Annotated in this window: 13 protein-coding genes and 1 pseudogene; 10 read left to right on the top strand and 4 right to left on the bottom strand. The window is 67.6% G+C overall.

Annotation, left to right across the window (positions count from 1 at the left end; all coding sequences use genetic code 11):
• Positions 1 to 5 precede the first annotated feature (5 nt).
• The 8 genes and pseudogenes from D000_RS0110050 (at position 6) to D000_RS14490 (ending at position 8,502) form a co-directional block, all read left to right on the top strand.
• A complete protein-coding gene (locus D000_RS0110050) occupies positions 6 to 2,255 on the top strand; it encodes an LPS-assembly protein LptD (RefSeq protein ID WP_018873401.1) in 2,250 nt (749 codons plus the stop codon).
• Positions 2,239 to 3,675 carry a peptidylprolyl isomerase gene (locus D000_RS0110045; RefSeq protein WP_018873400.1) on the top strand — a complete coding sequence of 479 codons (1,437 nt, stop codon included), beginning with the start codon at positions 2,239 to 2,241 and terminating at the stop codon, positions 3,673 to 3,675. Before D000_RS0110050 ends, D000_RS0110045 begins: the two co-directional genes overlap by 17 nt.
• Entirely contained in the window at positions 3,641 to 4,699 is a 1,059-nt protein-coding gene (gene pdxA / locus D000_RS0110040) for a 4-hydroxythreonine-4-phosphate dehydrogenase PdxA (protein ID WP_026279905.1), read from the top strand. The genes D000_RS0110045 and pdxA overlap by 35 nt, the downstream gene beginning before the upstream one ends.
• On the top strand, positions 4,696 to 5,499 hold the full coding sequence (gene rsmA / locus D000_RS0110035) for a 16S rRNA (adenine(1518)-N(6)/adenine(1519)-N(6))-dimethyltransferase RsmA (RefSeq protein ID WP_018873398.1): 804 nt from the start codon (positions 4,696 to 4,698) through the stop codon (positions 5,497 to 5,499). Before pdxA ends, rsmA begins: the two co-directional genes overlap by 4 nt.
• A gap of 44 nt (positions 5,500 to 5,543) precedes the next feature.
• Positions 5,544 to 6,521 (top strand): glucokinase, encoded by a 978-nt coding sequence (locus D000_RS0110030; RefSeq protein ID WP_018873397.1) that lies wholly within the window; start codon positions 5,544 to 5,546, stop codon positions 6,519 to 6,521.
• A gap of 42 nt (positions 6,522 to 6,563) precedes the next feature.
• Entirely contained in the window at positions 6,564 to 6,962 is a 399-nt protein-coding gene (gene apaG, locus D000_RS0110025) for a Co2+/Mg2+ efflux protein ApaG (RefSeq protein WP_018873396.1), read from the top strand.
• A 13-nt stretch (positions 6,963 to 6,975) separates the two neighbouring features.
• The gene (locus D000_RS0110020) at positions 6,976 to 7,809 is read left to right on the top strand and encodes a symmetrical bis(5'-nucleosyl)-tetraphosphatase (protein WP_018873395.1); all 834 of its coding nucleotides are present in this window, start codon (positions 6,976 to 6,978) and stop codon (positions 7,807 to 7,809) included.
• 469 nt (positions 7,810 to 8,278) lie between these two features.
• Positions 8,279 to 8,502, top strand: a pseudogene (locus D000_RS14490) (hypothetical protein).
• A 284-nt stretch (positions 8,503 to 8,786) separates the two neighbouring features.
• Here D000_RS14490 and ilvA read toward each other — a convergent pair.
• Positions 8,787 to 10,301, bottom strand: a complete 1,515-nt coding sequence (ilvA, locus tag D000_RS0110010; protein ID WP_018873393.1) for a threonine ammonia-lyase, biosynthetic — start codon at positions 10,299 to 10,301, stop codon at positions 8,787 to 8,789.
• Between the two features lie 102 nt (positions 10,302 to 10,403).
• On the opposite strand from ilvA, the gene rpiA reads away from it, so the two are divergent.
• Positions 10,404 to 11,066: a ribose-5-phosphate isomerase RpiA gene (rpiA, locus tag D000_RS0110005; RefSeq protein WP_196800604.1), complete on the top strand. Its 663-nt coding sequence runs from the start codon at positions 10,404 to 10,406 to the stop codon at positions 11,064 to 11,066.
• Positions 11,067 to 11,078: 12 nt separating this feature from the next.
• Positions 11,079 to 11,288, top strand: a complete 210-nt coding sequence (locus D000_RS0110000) for a DUF2905 domain-containing protein (RefSeq protein WP_018873391.1) — start codon at positions 11,079 to 11,081, stop codon at positions 11,286 to 11,288.
• Positions 11,289 to 11,381: 93 nt separating this feature from the next.
• Here D000_RS0110000 and D000_RS0109995 read toward each other — a convergent pair whose 3' ends face one another.
• The 3 genes from D000_RS0109995 to D000_RS0109985 form a co-directional block, all read right to left on the bottom strand.
• On the bottom strand, positions 11,382 to 12,212 hold the full coding sequence (locus D000_RS0109995) for a rhodanese-like domain-containing protein (protein WP_026279903.1): 831 nt from the start codon (positions 12,210 to 12,212) through the stop codon (positions 11,382 to 11,384).
• A gap of 169 nt (positions 12,213 to 12,381) precedes the next feature.
• Positions 12,382 to 16,224: a DUF3683 domain-containing protein gene (locus D000_RS0109990; RefSeq protein WP_018873389.1), complete on the bottom strand. Its 3,843-nt coding sequence runs from the start codon at positions 16,222 to 16,224 to the stop codon at positions 12,382 to 12,384.
• Between the two features lie 224 nt (positions 16,225 to 16,448).
• On the bottom strand, positions 16,449 to 17,366 hold the full coding sequence (locus D000_RS0109985) for an MBL fold metallo-hydrolase (protein WP_026279902.1): 918 nt from the start codon (positions 17,364 to 17,366) through the stop codon (positions 16,449 to 16,451).
• Between the last annotated feature and the right edge of the window lie 501 nt (positions 17,367 to 17,867).

Below are 17,867 nucleotides of genomic sequence, written 5' to 3'. Positions count from 1 at the left end.
CGGGAATGAGCCTCCGGCCCGTCAGCCGCGCCCCGCGCCCCGCAATCGACGCGCGGTCGGTGGTCGCCGGGCTGGGCCTGGTGGCAGTCCTGCTCCCAGCGGCGGCCAGCGCCACGGAACGCCCGTCCGGCTGCGAATTCGCCCCGGGGGTGGAGTGGCCGGAACTGCGCACCCTGGAAGGCGGGCTGACCGATATCGACGCCGATTTCATTCGCCGTGACGGCGAGCGCATTTCGGCCACCGGCAACGTGCAGCTGTTCGAGTCCGGGCGCCGCCTGGATACCGATTTCCTCGAATACGACCGCGCTTCCGGGACTGCCCGCACGGAAGGCGACACCCGCCTGTTCGACGGCGACCTGCTGCTGCATACCGAGGGCGGCGAATACCGCCTGGACGCGCAGACGGGCGAATTCCGGAGAATCGACTTCCTGGTGCAGTCCATCCCGGCGCGCGGCAGCGCGGCACGCGGCGTTCAGCACGACCCCGACCGCCACGACTTCGAGGATGCGGAGTACACCACCTGCCCGGTCGGCAACGACTCCTGGTGGCTGCGTACCGGCGACCTCGAGCTGGACCGCGAAAGCGGGGTCGGCGTGGCCCGCAACGCGACCATACGCTTCAAGGGCGTACCCATCGCCTACACCCCGTACATCAACTTCCCGCTGGACGACCGCCGCAAGACCGGCTTCCTGCTACCCAGCATCGGCACCGGCGGACGCACCGGCCTCGACATCGCCACCCCCTGGTACTGGAACATCGCGCCCAATTACGACGCCACCTTCACCCCGCGCGTGATGGCCGATCGCGGCGTCAAGCTGGGCACCGAGTTCCGCTACCTGCAGCCACGGCACGAGGGCGTGCTCGATGTGCGCTACCTGCCGAACGACCGCGTCACCGGGGACGACCGCCAGTTCGCCCAGTGGCAGCACCGTACCCGCATCACCTCGAACCTCGATCTGCGCGTGGACGCCGCCGATGTCTCCGACCCCGAGTACTTCTTCGACTTCGGCAATTCCGACCGCTACGCCGGGGCCACGCCCTACCTGCGCCGCCGTGCCGACCTGACCTGGAACCAGCCGGCCTACCGCCTGCGCACCCGTATCGAGGATTACCAGATCGTCGACCCGGAGCTGAGCGCGGCCGGCGAGCCCTACCAGCGCCTGCCCCAGATCACGCTGGACGCCGGCGAATACCTCGGCCGCGGGCTGTCCTGGGGCCTGGCCACCGAGCTGGTGCGCTTCGAACGCCAGGAGGATCAGTCCGGCCGCCCCCTCGGCACGCGCCTGGACCTGAACCCCGAGGTGCGCTGGCGCCATGACACCGGCGGCTTCTTCTTCGAACCCGCCGCCGGGGTGCGCCACACCCGCTACGAACTCGACCGTCGCGGCCAGACCACGGGGCCGGAATCCATCAGCCGCACCGTGCCGCGCGCCTCCATCGACACCGGGCTGGTCTTCGAGCGCCCGGTCGCCAGCGGGCGCCGTCTGCAGACCCTGGAGCCGCGCGTCTTCTACGGCTACGTGCCCTTCCGCGATCAGGACGCGATCCCGATCTTCGACACCGGCGAGGCCGATTTCAGCTTCGACAACCTGTTCAGCCTCGACCGCTTCGTCGGCGCCGACCGTGTGGGGGATACCCACCAGGTCACCACGGCCCTGACCACGCGCATCCTCGACCAGCAGACCGGGCGCGAGCGCCTGAGCCTGTCCGCCGGGCAGATCCACTACCTCTCCGATCGCGAGGTCCGGCGCGACCCGAACGCCCCGGCGCTGGACCGCTCCACCTCCGACCTGGCGCTGGAAGGCCGCGTCCGCATCGGCGATGCCTGGGACGGACGCGGCTCCATCCTCTACAACCGGGACGCGGGTGAAACCACCCTGGCGGCGGTCGCGATCGGCTACAGCCCGCGCGAACGCGCCCGGATCAACCTCGGCTATCGCCAGCGCGAGGCCGGGGCGCGCTCCATCGATCAGACCGATATCTCGGTGCTGTGGCCGGTCAGCGAGCGCATCGACGCCATCGGCCGCTGGAACTACAGCCTCGAGCAGGAACGCGATCTCGAATTTCTGACCGGGCTTCAGTATCGTAGTTGCTGCTATGGTATTCGCGTGGTGGCTCGCCGCGCGCTCGCCTTCGACGAGACCTACGACAACTCGATCTATTTCCAACTCACGCTGGACGGCCTGGCACGGTTCGACTCCGGCGTGGATTCGCTATTGCGCGAGGGTATTGCCGGATATGACGCACGTCCCTGAACCACGCGGCCGCCACGGCGTTCGCGCCCTGCTGCTGGCCGCCCTGGCCTGGGGCCTTGCGCTCCCGGCCGCCGCCCAGATATCCGGCCCGGAGGCCGGCGGCCTGTCGCAAGGCGCGGTCGAGGCCCCGGTGACCCCGGGCGCCGCCAGCGGCAGCGGGGCGCCGGCCGCCCCGATCACCCCCGAGGGTGACCGCTTCACCGATCGCATCCTCGCCGTGGTCGGCGACGACGTCATCACCCAGCGCGAACTGGTCGAACGCATGAACCTGGTCGCCCAGCAGATGATCGAGCGCGGCAACCGGCCACCGGACCAGGACACCATGGCGCGCCAGGTAATGGAACGCCTGATCGTCGAACGCCTGCAGCTGCAGGAGGCCGAGCGGGTCGGGATCAGGATCGACGAAATGACCCTGAACCGGGCCATGGAAAACATCGCCCGCGAAAACCGCATGACCCTGCCGCAGCTGCGCCAGGCCCTGATGCAGGACGGCGTCGACTTCAACGCCTTCCGCGAACAGATCCGCCACGAACTGACCGTCAGCCAGCTGCAACGGCGTCAGGTGGACCAGCGCATCCGCGTGTCCGACCAGGAGATCGCCGACCTGATTGCCTCCGAAAGCGGCGCCATCGACCGCGGCGTGCGCTACCGCATCGCCCAGATCATGGTCGCCCTGCCGCAGGGCGCCGACGCCCGCCAGATCGCCGCGGCGCGCGAAAAGGCCGAGGCGCTGCGCGAACGCGTGCGCTCCGGCGAGGACTTCGCCACCGTGGCGATCAGCGAATCCGAAGGCCCGCAGGCCCTGGAGGGCGGCGATCTCGGCTGGCGTTCGGCCGGCGAGATCCCCACCGTCTTTGCCCGCGAGGCCGTGCTGATGCGTACCGGCGAGATCAGCGAGGTCCTGCGCTCGCCCAGCGGCTTCCACATCATGAAGCTGCTGGAACGCGAGGGCGGCGACCAGACCCGGGTGCAGCAGACCCGGGCCCGCCACATCCTGATCAGCCCCGACCAGGTCCGCAGCGAGGCGGACGCCCGGCGCCAGGCCGAGTCGCTGTACAACCGTATCCGCGAGGGCGCGAGCTTCGAGGACCTGGCCCGTGCCAACTCCGATGACCCCGGCTCCGCCGCCCAGGGCGGCGTCCTGGGCTGGGTCAGCCCGGGCGAACTGGTCCCCGCGTTCGAAGAGGTCATGGATACGCTGGAGCCCGGCGTCGTCAGCGAGCCGGTCCAGAGCCAGTTCGGCTGGCACATCATCGAGGTGCTGGAGCGCCGCGAGGTCGATACCTCGCGCGAGCAGATCCGCGCCCGCGCCCGCGAGATCCTGCAAAACCGCAAGCGCGACGAAGAACTCGAGCTGTGGTTGCGGCGTCTGCGGGACGAGGCCTATGTCGAATACCGGGTCGACGGCTTCGGCTCCTGATCCGCGCAGGGGCCACGCGGTCCCGCGCCTGGCCCTGACCGCTGGCGACCCCGCCGGTATCGGGCCGGATCTCCTGATCGCCATGGCCCGCCATCCCGGTCAGGCGCAGCGGGTGGCCATCGCCGACCCCGGCGTGCTCGAGGCCCGCGCCCGGAAGCTGGGCGAACCCCTGCAGCTGCTGGAGTTCGACCCCGCGCGCCCGCGCACCGCGACCGCAGCTCACCACCTCGAGATCCTGCCGGTGCCGACCGCGGCGCCGGTCGTGGCCGGTACCCTGGACCCGGCCAATGCCGAGCACGTGCTGGCGCTGCTGGCCCGCGCGGCCGACGGCTGCCTGGAGGGCCACTTCGAGGCCATGGTCACCGGCCCGGTCCACAAGGGTGTGATCAATCGTGCCGGGATCGCCTTCAGCGGCCATACCGAGTGGCTGGCCGAGCGCGCCGACGCCGCGATGCCGGTCATGATGCTGGCCACCGAGGGCCTGCGGGTCGCGCTGGTCACCACCCACCTGCCGCTGCGCGCAGTCCCCGATGCCATCACCGCCGAACGGCTGGAGACCGTGACCCGCGTCCTGCATCACGACCTGCGCCGCGACTTCGGCATCGAAGACCCGGTCATCGCGGTCTGCGGCCTGAACCCGCATGCCGGCGAGGATGGCGTCCTCGGGCGCGAGGAGATCGAGATCATCAGCCCGGTCCTCGACCGCCTGCGCGCCGCCGGCTGGCGCCTGCGCGGGCCGCTGCCTGCCGATACCGCCTTTACCCCGCGCGCCCTGGAGGGTGTGGACGCGGTGCTGGCGATGTACCACGACCAGGGCCTGCCGGTACTCAAGCATGCCGGCTTTGGCGGGGCCATCAACGTGACCCTGGGCCTGCCCTTCATCCGCACCTCGGTGGACCACGGGACCGCGCTGGATCTGGCCGGGACCGGACGCGCCGAGGCGGGCAGCTTCCTCGCCGCCGAACGTCTGGCGGAAACCCTCGCGGCCCGCGCCGCGGCCCGCCGGAGCACCACCGCCACATGAGCCGCATCAAGACCTCGTCTCCGATTCGCAAGCGCTTCGGCCAGAACTTCCTTCACGACGCCGGCATCCTCGCGCGCATCGTCGCCGCGATCGACCCGCAGCCGGGTGATGCCGTACTCGAGATCGGCCCCGGACGCGGCGCGCTGACCGCCGTCCTGCTGGAACGCCTGGAGCGCCTGGTCGCGGTGGAGATTGACCGCGACCTCGCCAGCGGGCTGCGCGCCGGATTCCCGCCCGAGCGGCTGGAACTGCATACGGGCGATGCCCTGCACCTGCGCCTGGCCGACCTCGGGCCGCTGCCCGCCGGCGGCTGGCGCGTGGTCGGCAACCTGCCCTACAACATCTCCACCCCGCTGATGTTTCACCTGCTGGACCAGGTCGGCGCCATACGCGACATGCACTTCCTGCTGCAGCGCGAAGTGGTCGAGCGCCTCACGGCGGCACCGGGCAGCAAACGCTACGGCCGCCTGACGGTGATGGTGGCCGCGCGTGCCGACGCGCGGGCCCTGTTCACCGTTCCCCCGGGGGCCTTTCATCCGCCGCCCAAGGTCTACTCCGCGGTAGTACGGATCACGCCCCTGGCCGAGCCCCGGGTCGCGGCAGCGCTGTACCCGACCTTTGCGCGGGTGGTGAACCAGGCATTCTCCAGCCGCCGCAAGACCCTGCGCCGCGGGCTTGCGGGAATGGCCGAGGCCGCCGATCTCGAGGCCGCGGGGCTGGACCCCGGCGAGCGCCCGGAGAACATCGGCGTTGCCGGATTCGAGGCGCTGGCCCGGCGCCTCCACACGAACGCCGGCTGACGCCCCGCGCGAAACCCGCGGCCGCGATCGGCTACCATGGCCGTATGGACCTGATCGTTGCCGATGTTGGCGGGACCAACACCCGCGTCGCGCGCGCCCACCGCGACGCGGCCGGCTGGTCTTTGCACGAGGCGCAGCGCTACCCCAGCCGCGACTTCCCCGATCTCGCGACCATCCTCGAACACTGGCGCAGCGAGCAGTCCTCGGTCACGGCACTCGCTGCCGCCGGCCTCGCGGTGGCCGGTCCCGTGCACCACGGCCGCGCCCGGGTCACCAACCTGTCCTGGCCCCCGCTGGACTCGCGCGCGCTGAGCGAGCGCCTGGGCCTGCCGGTCACCCTGCTGAATGACTTCGCCGCCATCGGCTCGAGCCTGGATGCCCTGCGCCCGGATGACCTGCTGTTGCTGCAGGAAGGGGCCCGTGACCCGGCGGGCCTGCGCCTGGTCGCGGGGGCCGGAACCGGCCTCGGGACCTGTATGGTGGGACCACCGGGTGCCGCCGCGATCTATCCCGGCGAGGGCGGCCACGCGCGCTTCTCGCCCAGCGGCGCAGAGGAGGCCGCGCTGGCCGATTTCATTGCCCGCGAACTTGGCTACTGCACCCGTGAACACCTGCTCAGTGGCCGCGGCATTGCCCGCATCGGCCGCTTCGAGCTCGACCGCCAGCCGGACCCTGACCTGCAGCTGGCCCTGGACCAGACCGACCCGGCCGCGGCCATCAGCCAACTGGCGCTGGCGGGCCACGAGGCCGCGCTGGCCGTGATCAATCGCTTTGTCGGGGTCTATGCCGGCCAGCTGGCCGACATGGCCCTGACCGCCCTGCCCACCGGCGGCGTCTTTCTGGCTGGCGGTATCGCCCCGCGCTGGAGCGAGGCCTTTCGCGGCCCCCGCTTCCGCACCGCCTTCCGCAATCGCCCACCGATGACCCACCTGCTTGAGCAATTGCCCGTGGCCCTTATCATGCACCCCGAGCCCGGCCTGCTGGGCGCTGCCGTTAGCGCCAGCCGGTCAGTGAAGCCCTGAGACCAGGCCGCGGCCTGCCCACGAACCTGGAGCCCTATCCGCATGAATCCGACCCCAGAGCACGACATCGAGGCCCACGGCATCGAGATCGAGGTCTCCACCGCCTACGTGGAGGACCAGTCGGAACCCGATGACGACCGCTACGTGTTCGCCTACCACGTGGTCATTCGCAACGCCGGGGCACTGACCGTGCAGCTGATCAACCGTCACTGGATCATCCGCGACGGGCGCGACCAGACACAGGAGGTCCGCGGCGAAGGCGTGGTCGGGGAACAGCCCCGCATTGCGCCGGGGGACAGCTTCGAATACACCAGCGGCACCGTCATCGAGACCCCGGTGGGCACCATGGAGGGCTCCTACGGCATGCGTGACGAGCGCGGCAACACGTTCGACGCCCCGATCCCGCCGTTCACCCTCTCCGTCCCGCGCACCCTCCACTAAGCCGGGCGGAACGATGGCGCTGTACGCCGTTGGGGATCTCCAGGGCTGTCTGGAGCCGCTGGATCGACTCCTGGAACAGGTGCGGTTCGATCCGGCGGTGGATCACCTGTGGCTGGTCGGCGACCTGGTCAACCGCGGTCCGGACTCCCTGGGCTGCCTGCGCCGAATCATGGACCTGGGCGATGCCGCCACGACGGTCCTCGGCAACCACGACCTCCACCTGCTCGCCACCGCACAGGGCGTCCGCACGCCTGGCGGCAAGGACACCCTGCGCCCGGTGCTGGACGCCCCGGACGCCGCGGACCTGCTCGACTGGCTGGCCCGGCGCCCCTTGCTGCACCGCGACACCGCCAGCGGCTGGACCCTTGTGCATGCCGGACTCCCGCCCGCCTGGGACCCGGAGACGGCCGCACGCGAAACCCGGCGCGTGGAGGCCGAGCTGCGCGAACCGGCACGACGCCACGCGCTGTTCGAGGTCATGTACGGCGACGAACCCAGGCACTGGAGTCCCGATCTCGACGGATACGAGCGCCTGCGCTACACCATCAATGCCTGTACCCGCATGCGCTATCTCACAGCGGACGGCGGCCTGGAGTTCGCCGCCAACGGCCCGCCCGAGGAGGCGCCCTCCGATCTCCGGCCCTGGTTCCGGATGCCAGGACGAGCCGCTGCCGGGCACCCGATCGTGTTCGGACACTGGGCCGCGCTCGGACATCGGGTGGGGGCGGACTGGCTGGCGCTGGACAGTGGCTGCGTCTGGGGCAACTGCATGACGCTTGCCCGCCTCGATCACACCGACGGCGACCCGGCCCGCGTCACCACCTGGCAGACGCCCTGCCCCGCCTGACCCGTCCGCTACCGCACACCGCGTTCCAAGCACTCGCCGCAGTCATCCAGCCACCTGCCTCGTCGTGGCTGGTCCTGGTTCGGCATTGGGTTTTACGGCGGCTTCGGTCCACAACCTGCCCATTTTTGGCTAGGCCTGGTTCGACATCGGGTGTTTACGGTGGCTTCGTCCGGCCGCCTGCCAGGCGCTGACTCGCCAGCGCGCCGCGGGGTACTTCTTTGCTCGTGCAAAGAAGTACCCAAGAAACACGCCCGACTGCCGCGACCCCGGCCCGCTACGCGGGCCGGGGTTTCCCTCGCTCCGAGGCTTTTCCCGGGCGGCGCTGAACTCGCTGCGCCTTCGGCTTCGCTCAGACATGCAGCGCCCCCGTTTCTATTTTGAATCGTCCCGCGAAAACCCTCTCCACTCGGCGCGACGACAACGGGGAGGCAGGTCAAAACAACGGCGGTCCCGACGGTCTAGCCAATGGATAAAGGCTGGGTCTTCGCACATCTTGGGCACGCTCTCGGCCTTTGGCCGTTGCGTGCCGCGCCCGCGTAGCGGGCGCCAAGGGCTTTCGAGCGGCGTTGCCTATGGTTAGGCGCAAACATGGGGATGCGTTCGGTTTTGACCTTCGCCTCCCGTATGGAGCCCCTCGCGGAGGGCGTGATGGGCCGGCCCGTTTTCCGTAAATTCGGGGCGCTGGATGTCTGAGCGGAGCCGAAGGCGCAGCGAGTTCAGCGCCGCCGGCCCAGCGCGTCCGGAGCGAGGTTCCCGGGCGAAATCCGGGTGCCCTTCTTTGGGCACTTTCTTGGGCAAGCAAGAAAGCCCGTTGTTGATCAAAAACGGGCGCGGCGCGCTGGCGAGTCAGCGCTCAGCAGTACGTGGACCGGAGGCACCGTAAACACCAGAGGACGAACCAGGCCTAGCCACCACGAGACAGACGGCCAGACGAAGGACCTGGCTGCGCTGACGACCAAGCGCCTGATGAGATGCGGTCAGCGAAGGAAGAGGGAGTAGGCCGGGTTGCTGGTCTCCTCGTGCCACGGATACCCGACCTCCTTCAGGAACTCGCGGAACCGGGCCCGATCCTCGGACGGGATCTGCATACCGACCAGCACACGCCCGTAGGCTGCCCCATGATTGCGATAATGGAACAGGCTGATATTCCAGGTCTGCCCCATATGGGTCAGGAAGTTCAGCAACGCCCCGGGCCGCTCCGGAAACTCGAAGCGATAGATCCGCTCGTTGCGGACCTCGCCCCCGTGGCCTCCGACCATATGCCGCAGGTGCAGCTTGGCGACCTCGTTCTCGGTCATGTCCAGCACCTCGTACCCCGCCCCCTCCAGGGCCTCCAGGATCTCCCGGCGCTCGTGATCACCGCCCTCCAGCTTGATCCCGGCGAACACCTGCGCGTGCTCGTCATCGGCATAACGGTAGTTGAACTCGGTGATTCCGCGCTTGCCGATGGCCTGGCAGAAGTGGCGGAAACTCCCCGGGCGCTCCGGGATGGTGACCGCGAACAGGGCCTCGCGATGCTCGCCGATCTCGGCGCGTTCGGCCACATGGCGCAGCCGGTCGAAATTGATGTTGGCACCACTTAACACCGCGGCGAAGTTTCCGCCCTGCACGCCCTCGCGCTGGAGGTACTGTTTCATACCGGCCACCGCCAGCGCGCCGGCCGGCTCGGCGACCACGCGGGTATCGTCGAAGACGTCCTTGATGGCCGCACAGATGGAGTCGGTATCCACCAGCAGGACCTCGTCGACCAGATCGCGGCACAGGCGGAAGGTCTCCTTACCGACCTGGCGCACCGCAGCGCCGTCGGCAAAGATACCAACCTGCTTGAGGTTGACCCGGCGGTTCTGCTGCAGCGCCTTGTACATTGAGGGCGCGTCGTCCGGCTCCACACCAATGACCTTGATCTCCGGGCGCAGACGCTTGATATAGGCCGCCATGCCTGCGGCCAGCCCACCACCTCCGATGCAGACGAACACGGCATCGAGCTCGCCCGGATGCTGACGCAGCAGCTCCATGGCCACCGTGCCCTGCCCGGCAATCACGTCGGGGTCGTCGAACGGATGGATGAACGTGTAGCCGTGCTTGGCTTCCAGCTCGCGGGCGTGGGCGGCGGCCTCGTCGAAGGAATCCCCGTGGAGTACGGCCTTGCCGCCGAAGCGACGCACCGCGGCGATCTTGATCGAGGGAGTGGTCACCGGCATCACGATCACGGCCTTGATGCCGAGGTGGTTCGCCCCCAGCGCGACGCCCTGGGCATGGTTGCCTGCGGAGGCCGCCACCACGCCCTTTGCACGCTGGTCCGGGGTCAACTGGGCCATCTTGTTGTAGGCCCCGCGCAGCTTGAACGAGAACACCGGCTGCAGGTCCTCGCGCTTGAGCCAGAGCGTCGAGCCCAGGCGCTGCGAAAGGGTCGGCATCGAGTCCAGAGGGGTCTCGCGGGCCACGTCGTAGACCCGCGCGGTCAGGATCTTCTCGAGATAGGGGATTTGCATGGCGAAACCATAGCATGCGAGCGGTTCACGGTTCCGCTTGTCCCGGGGCCGGAGCAGTCGGTATCCTCAATAGGTTATGGATCGTACATGCGAGAGATGTTGATGAATCAGGACGAAATGAAGAAGGCCGTGGCCGAGGCGGCGCTGGAACGGATCGAGAGCGGCTGGATCGTGGGTGTGGGTACCGGGTCTACCGCGAACTACTTCATCGACGCCCTGGCGGGCATCAAGGGCAAGATCGACGGAGCCGTCGCCTCCAGCGAGGCCAGCGCCGAGCGCCTGCGCGGACATGGCATCGAGGTGCTGGACCTGAACTCCGCCGGCCCGCTGCCGATCTACGTGGACGGCGCCGACGAGGCCACCCGGCACCTGCACCTGACCAAGGGCGGGGGCGGGGCCCTGACCCGCGAGAAGATCGTCGCGGCCGCATCGAAGACCTTCGTGTGCGTGGTCGACGAGACCAAGGTCGTGGACTACCTGGGTGCCTACCCGCTGCCGGTGGAGGTGATCCCGATGGCCCGCAGCCATGTCGCCCGCGCCCTGTCGAAACAGGGCGGCAACCCGGAGCTGCGCGAAGGCTTCCGCACCGACAACGGCAACGTGATCCTGGACGTGCACAACCTGCGCATCATGAATCCGGTGGAACTGGAATCCGAGCTCGACCACATCGCCGGTGTCGTGACCAACGGCCTGTTTGCACGGCGGCCGGCGGACGTGATGCTGGTCGGCTCCGCCTCCGGTGTCGAGGAAATGACCGCCGGATAGGCGACTGCACCGATGAACGAGACCGGCAAGTGGCTGATCATCATCGGCGGATTGCTGGTCGCCATCGGCCTGCTCTGGCCCTGGCTGGGCAAGATCCCCTGGGGCCGTCTGCCCGGTGACATCGTGATCGAGCGCGAGAACGCGCGGTTTTACTTTCCGATCACCACCATGCTGATAATCAGCGTGGTGATCTCGATCCTCCTGGCGCTGTTCCGGCGCTGACGGAAAGCACCAGGAAAAAGGGCCGGGATCAGCAGATCCCGGCCCTTTTTTGTACACACACGAACGCAAACCCTCCGCCCGCGTGCACCGGCTTTAGCGGCTCATGACCTCGTCATAGAAGCGCTGCAGCCCGCCTTCCAGGAAGTGGTATTCCTCGACGCCGCGGTCCTCGAGGTGGTACTGCAGCCAGCGCACCTGCTGGCCATTCTGGTCGAAGATCAGCAGCGGCTGACCGTCCCGGCGAGCCTGATCGACAATCCGGTTGAGGGCGTCGATATTCTCCAGCGGGGCCGAGACCTCGCGGCCGGCGAACAGCGAGATCTCGTCACGCTCCTCGTTGCCACGCACGTCCAGCACCACGGCGTTGCCGGCACGCACGCGGCTGGCAAAGGTGTCAGCATCCAGCAGCCGTGCATCGAAGCGTTCTTCCGGGATCAGCTGGGACTCGGGGTCGTCGATCGGTTCGCCACGCAGCATCGCCAGACCAGGGTAACGGTCGGCCCAGTCCTTCACACCCGCATCGTAGGCCTGGGTCGGGCCCAGCCCGGCCGAGTTGGCGCGCGCCGCCGCGCGGTAGGACAGGTAGCTTTCGCGCCCGTTGCAGTAGAACACCAGCGGACCGCCGTGCTCCTGCTCGAGCGCGCGCACCTGTTCTTCAAAATCCGGGGCGCTCAACGGGACATGATGGGCCCCCTCGATATGCATGATGTCGTATTCAAGACGCGGGCGGACATCAATCAGCGTGGAACCGGACAACTGGCCACGCAGGTCGAACAGGTCGACCGCATCCACGCCGAAACGCTCGTAGAGGCTGCGACCGGGGAATTCGACAAAGGCCTGGGCACTGGCCGCAATAGGGGCGGCGGCCAGCCCGAAACAGAGGGCCATGGCCGCAAGGCGGGGACTCAAAGAGCGTATGGTCATGCGAACTCCCTTGCATGGACGGGTGGTCAAGCCGCATGCACTGCCGCGGCCCTGTATAGGCGTATCCGACGCCCGTTGGGCGACGTGGTCCGACCGGGCTTTATTCCCCGGCCCGACCGCTCGCCTCGCCCGATTGTAGCCAACCCGCACCCTTTGTGTGCAACGGGAATTACAGCAGGACCTTCTCGATCCCGCCCTCGCGGGCACGCTCGATAAAGGCCTTCTGCCAGCCCTCGCCCATCAGGCGGTTGGCCATCTCGACCACGATGTAGTCGGTATCCAGGCCGGTGTCCTCGCGGTAGCGCGACAGCCCCTGCTGGCAGGCCGGACAGGAGGTCAGCATCTTCACGTTGCCGTTCTCCGCCTTCTCATTGCCGGTCAGCTCCTTGATGCCCTTGTGCAGTTCTTCCTGCTTGCGGAAGCGCACCTGGGTGGCAATGTCCGGGCGGCTGACCGCAAAGGTACCCGCCTCGCCGCAGCAGCGGTTCGACTGCAGGACCTCCTGGCCGAGGAGCCGGGCCGCGACATCGGTCGGCTTGTGCGACTTCATCGGGGAATGGCAGGGGTCGTGGTACATGTACTGCACGCCCTTGAGCCCCTCCAGCTTCACGCCCTTCTCCATCAGGTACTCGTGGATATCAAGCAGGCGGCAGCCCGGGAAGATGCGTTCGAACTCGTACTTGAGCAGCTGATCCATGCAGGTCCCGCAGGAGACCACCACCGTCTTGATGTCCAGATAGTTGAGGGTGGTCGCCACGCGGTGGAACAGCACCCGGTTCTCGGTGCTGATCTGCGAGCCCTTTTCGAAGTCGCCGTTGGAGTTCTGCGGATAGCCGCAGCACAGATACCCCGGGGGCAGGACCGTCTGCGCGCCCACGTCGTACAGCATCGCGAGCGTGGCCAGGCCGACCTGGCTGAACAGGCGTTCGGAACCACAGCCGGGGAAGTAGAACACCGCGTCGGAGTCCAGATCCGTCTTGACCGGGTCGCGCAGGATCGGGACGTAGCGGGCGTCCTCCAGCCCCAGCATCTGGCGGGTGGTCTGGCTCGGCAGCCCGGCCGGCATCGGCTTCTTGACGAAGTGCACCACCTGCTCGTGCACCGGCGACTTGCCGGTGGTGGAGCGTGGGCGCTTGCCCTCACCGGTCAGGTTGAGCTTCTTGAATGCCATGTGGCCGAAACGCTGCGCCGCATAGCCCATCTGGATCGCGCCCTTGCGAATGCCCTTGATGGTGGACGGATCCTTCGCGTTGAGGAAGGCCATCGACATCATGGTCGCCGGCGCCATCTTGCGCTTGCCCTTCTTGTTCAGAATGGAACGCATGTGCATGGTGACATCACCGAAGTCGATGTCCACCGGGCACGGGTTCAGGCACTTGTGGCAGATGGTGCAGTGGTCCGCCACATCGTTCATTTCCTCGAAGTGATTCAGCGACAGCCCGCGCCGGGTCTGCTCCTCGTAGAGGAAGGCCTCGACAATCAGCCCGGTCGCCAGGATCTTGTTGCGCGGCGAGTAGAGCAGATTGGCGCGCGGGACATGCGTGTTGCACTCCGGCTTGCACTTGCCGCAGCGCAGGCAGTCCTTGATCTCGTCGTTGAGATCGCCCAGCTCGCTCTGCTCCAGGATCAGCGCCTCCTGCTTCACCAGGCGCAGGGACGGCGTGTAGGCATTGGACAGCCCGGAGCCCTCCAGCAGCTTGCCGGCGTTGAACACGCCGTTCGGGTCGACCTGCTTCTTGTACTTCGCGAACGACTCGATGCGCTCGGGTTCCAGGTACTGCATCTTGGTCAGGCCGATCCCGTGCTCGCCGGAGATTACCCCGTTGAGCTCGCGGGCCAGGCGCATCACGTCGTCCACCAGGCGTTCGGCCTGATGCATCATCTGATAGTCGTTGGAATTCACCGGGATGTTGGTGTGCACGTTGCCATCCCCGGCGTGCATGTGCAGGGCGATGAAAAGCCGGCTGGTCAGCACACGGTCATGGATCGCCGTCAGGCGCTTGCGCACGGGCTCCAGCTGGTGCCCGCCAAAGATCTCGAACAGCGGGCGCTCGACCTCGGCGCGATAGGAGATGCGCAGGCTGCGCCGCAACAGCAGGTTGATCAGCTTGTCGTGCGCACGCAGGTCGGCCCGCGCCGGTTCATCCAGGAGGGTGTCGCACTCGCTGGCCAGCGTGAAGAAGTTCTCCGCGATCGCCTGCCAGCGCTGACGCACCTCGCCCAGAAGCTCCACCGCCCGCTCGCGTTTGGTCTCGAACCACTGCTTGCCCTCGCCGCCGGTGTCCTCCAGCAGGTCGCGCAGTTCCGGGTGGTCGCCGCGCAGGCAGTCGAGCATCTCGTCGACCATGGTCAGCTTGTTCTTCAGTGACTCGCGGACGTTCAGCGACTCCACGCCCTCGGTGTACTCCGCCAGGCGCTCCAGCGGGATCACCACGTCCTCATTGATCTTGAACGCATTGGTGTGATGCGCGATCGCCGCGGTCCGTGCACGGTCGGCCCAGAAACGCTTGCGCGCCTCCGGGCTCACCGCGATGAAACCCTCGCCGTTACGGGCATTGGCGGCGCGCACCATCTTGGCGGCGAGCTTGCCCAGGGCGTCTTCGTTGTCGGAGACGATATCGGCAATCAGCACCATCTTCGGGAGGTCGCCCCGAGCACCCTTCGGCGTGTACTTCACGGCACGTACGTAGCGCTCGTCCAGATGCTCCAGACCGGCCAGCAGCACGTCGTCCTCGGCATCCACCGAATCCTTGATCTCCACAATCGCCGGCACCGCCTGGTGCAGGTCGGTCCCGTAGAACTCCAGGCACACGGTGCGGATGTTGTCCGGCATCCGGTGCAGGATGAATTCCGCCGAGGTAATCAGGCCGTCACAGCCCTCCTTCTGGATCCCCGGGACCCCCATCAGGGTCTTGTCGGTCACGTCCTTGCCGAGTCCCAGCTTGCGGAAGTTCTGCCCCGGCATCTCCAGGATCTCGGGCTCGCCCTTCGGGGTCCTCCCGTCCGGCTGGTAACGCGTGACCCGGAAGCGCACGGTCGCGGCGTCATGGATCTTGCCCAGGTTGTGTTCCAGGCGTTCGATGTACAGCCACTCCGCCTCGGGCGTGACCATGGTCCAGGCCGCAAGGTTGTCCAGCGCGGTACCCCAGAGCACGGCCTTCTTGCCGCCGGCGTTCATCGCCACATTGCCACCGATGGTGGAGGCATCCTGCGAGGTCGGGTCCACGGCGAATACCAGGCCGTTGCGGTCGGCCAGTTCGGAGACACGCTTGGTCACCACGCCGGCCTCCACCCGCACCACCGGCACCTCGTGATCCACGCCGGGCAGGGCGCGGCGTTTGACCTCGCCCAGTCCCTCCAGCTTCTCGGTGTTGATGACCGCGGAGCGCTTCGACAGCGGCACCGCGCTCCCGGTGTAGCCAGTGCCGCCCCCGCGCGGAATCACCGTCAGCCCGAGGTCGATGCAGGCCGCCACCAGCGGGCCCATCTCCTCCTCGGAGTCGGGCGTGAGGACCACGAACGGGAGTTCCACGCGCCAGTCGGTGGCGTCGGTGACATGCGAGACCCGCGCCAGGCCGCCGAACTGGATGTTGTCCTTGTGCGTCAGCCCCTTCATGCGCTTGCGCACCTGCTCGCGCAGGGCCGCGGTATCGGTGAACTCGCGGGCAAACGCGGAGACCGCGGCCTGCGCGCGCTCGGCCAGCTTCAGGGCCTTCTCGTTGCCGTCGGCGCGGGCCGCGATCTGGTCCAGGCGGTGCTGCATCGCATCGATCAGGGCCTTGCGACGCTTCTTGTCCTCAAGGAGATCATCCTGGATGTAGGGATTACGGGTGACCACCCACATGTCGCCCAGCACCTCGAACAGCATGCGCGCGGACACGCCCGTGCGACGCTCGCCGCGCAGCTCGTTGAGGAGGTCCCAGGTATCGGATCCGAGGAAGCGGATGACGATTTCGCGGTCGGAAAATGAGGTGTAGTTATAGGGTATTTCTCGAACGCGTTCGGCGGTCATTGAGGCTTGGCCCCCCGATCAGAATGAGCGCAAAGAGTAACGGGTCCGTGTCGGGGGCGCACGAACTCGCACTCTTCGTCCATGCTTTTGGGCACCAAAGTATCTTGCCGCAGCACCCGGGCCTGAATCCGGGGCCGGGGACGGGCCGGATCCGGCGCGGCACGCGCCCACACCAAGCCGCGCCCGCCCCGACCGGGGTGGACACGGGCCCGCCACGAAACGGGTCAGAAGAGCTTTTCTTCCATCTCCAGGTAGACCGCGTTCGCGTTGCTGCGATTGGTCTGCTCGAACGCGGGGAGGTCCTCGTAGTCGCTCCAGTCCATCGCGGCGTAGGCCTCGTCGAAGGAATCCATGTTCTCCACCGCCTCGGCCATGTGTTCGCGCAGCTTGACCAGGTAGTCACGCGTGAACTTGACCGCCCGCGCGGCCTGATCGGTCCCGTCGCCGTGGCCGGGCACGAGGAACTTGAGGTCCATCTCCATCAGTTCTTCCAGGCGTCGAACCCAGTTTCCGGAGTCCAGCGCATCGTCCCCCAGGAACGGAATGCGGCCATCGAACACGATATCCCCGGCGAAGACCACGCCGGTCTCCTCCACCACCATGATGATGTCGTCGGGAGAATGTGCCGGGCCGGCATGCACGCACCGGAAGGTCTTGCCACCCAGCCGGATGGTGTATTCGTCCTCGAAAAATTCGTCCGGCGGGATAATCTGGGTATCTTCATCCACCCAGGGCGCCAGCACGCCCCGACGCTGCTCCAGACGCGACACCGCGCCCGGGCTGGCCAGGTAGTCGCGGGCACGGGCCTGGCCGATGATCTTGGCATCGGTATGATCCGCGAACGCCTGCAGGCCGTAGATGTGATCCGCGTGGTAGTGCCCGGCGATCACGTACTTGATCGGCTGGTCGGTCACCTCGCGGATGCGCCGGATCATCTCGAAGCCCAGCGGGGGCGTGCCCAGCGCGTCATACACCACCACGCCCTCGTCGGTGACCACGAACCCGGCATTCGAGGTATGCCCCTCGTTCTCCGGGTCCGGGATACCGGAGATCCCGACCATGTACCAGGTATCGGCCCCTTCCACCTCGTGGGCGGTGGTATCGACAGTCACGGGCTCGTAAGGGTTGTCAGGTACCGACATGAACACTCTCCTCATCCTTTCGTTTTTTATCAGGCGCACATCCATCCTGCGATGTTCGCAACCTTCCTGCAGGGTTCGACGCGACAAGGCCGCAAGAATTCCCGCCGGTGACGGTTCGCGGCGCCTCTGTCGGCAGTGTAGCGAGTTTGGCGGGGGTGCAGGGGCGACAAAACGACATCCACGACGGCATGATCCCGACCCGGCCGGGTTGCGGGGACCGCGTCGGGGGAGGCCTCTGGGGGACCAGGATGATTCGGCGGCTGCGCCGCCTCACCCTTCGGGCTGCACACGCTTCGCGCGTGCAGTGCTCCGCTGCGCTCCGCCGAACCTTCCGGGTTCGAACCCTGGGCTCGCTCAAATATCCATAGAAAAGGGCCCCGCGAGGGGGCCCTTCACCTGAAGGAGTGACCAGTCCGAAGCAAATGGCGGTGAGCCCCGTCGAGGGGCACACCGCCATGGCTGGGGGACCAGGATGATTCGGCGGCTGCGCCGCCTCACCCT

Source organism: Thioalkalivibrio sp. ALJ16 (genome assembly GCF_000377345.1).
Classification (GTDB): domain Bacteria; phylum Pseudomonadota; class Gammaproteobacteria; order Ectothiorhodospirales; family Ectothiorhodospiraceae; genus Thioalkalivibrio.
Note: the sequence above shows the minus strand (reverse complement) of the source record. Positions and strands in the feature narration are given on the sequence as shown.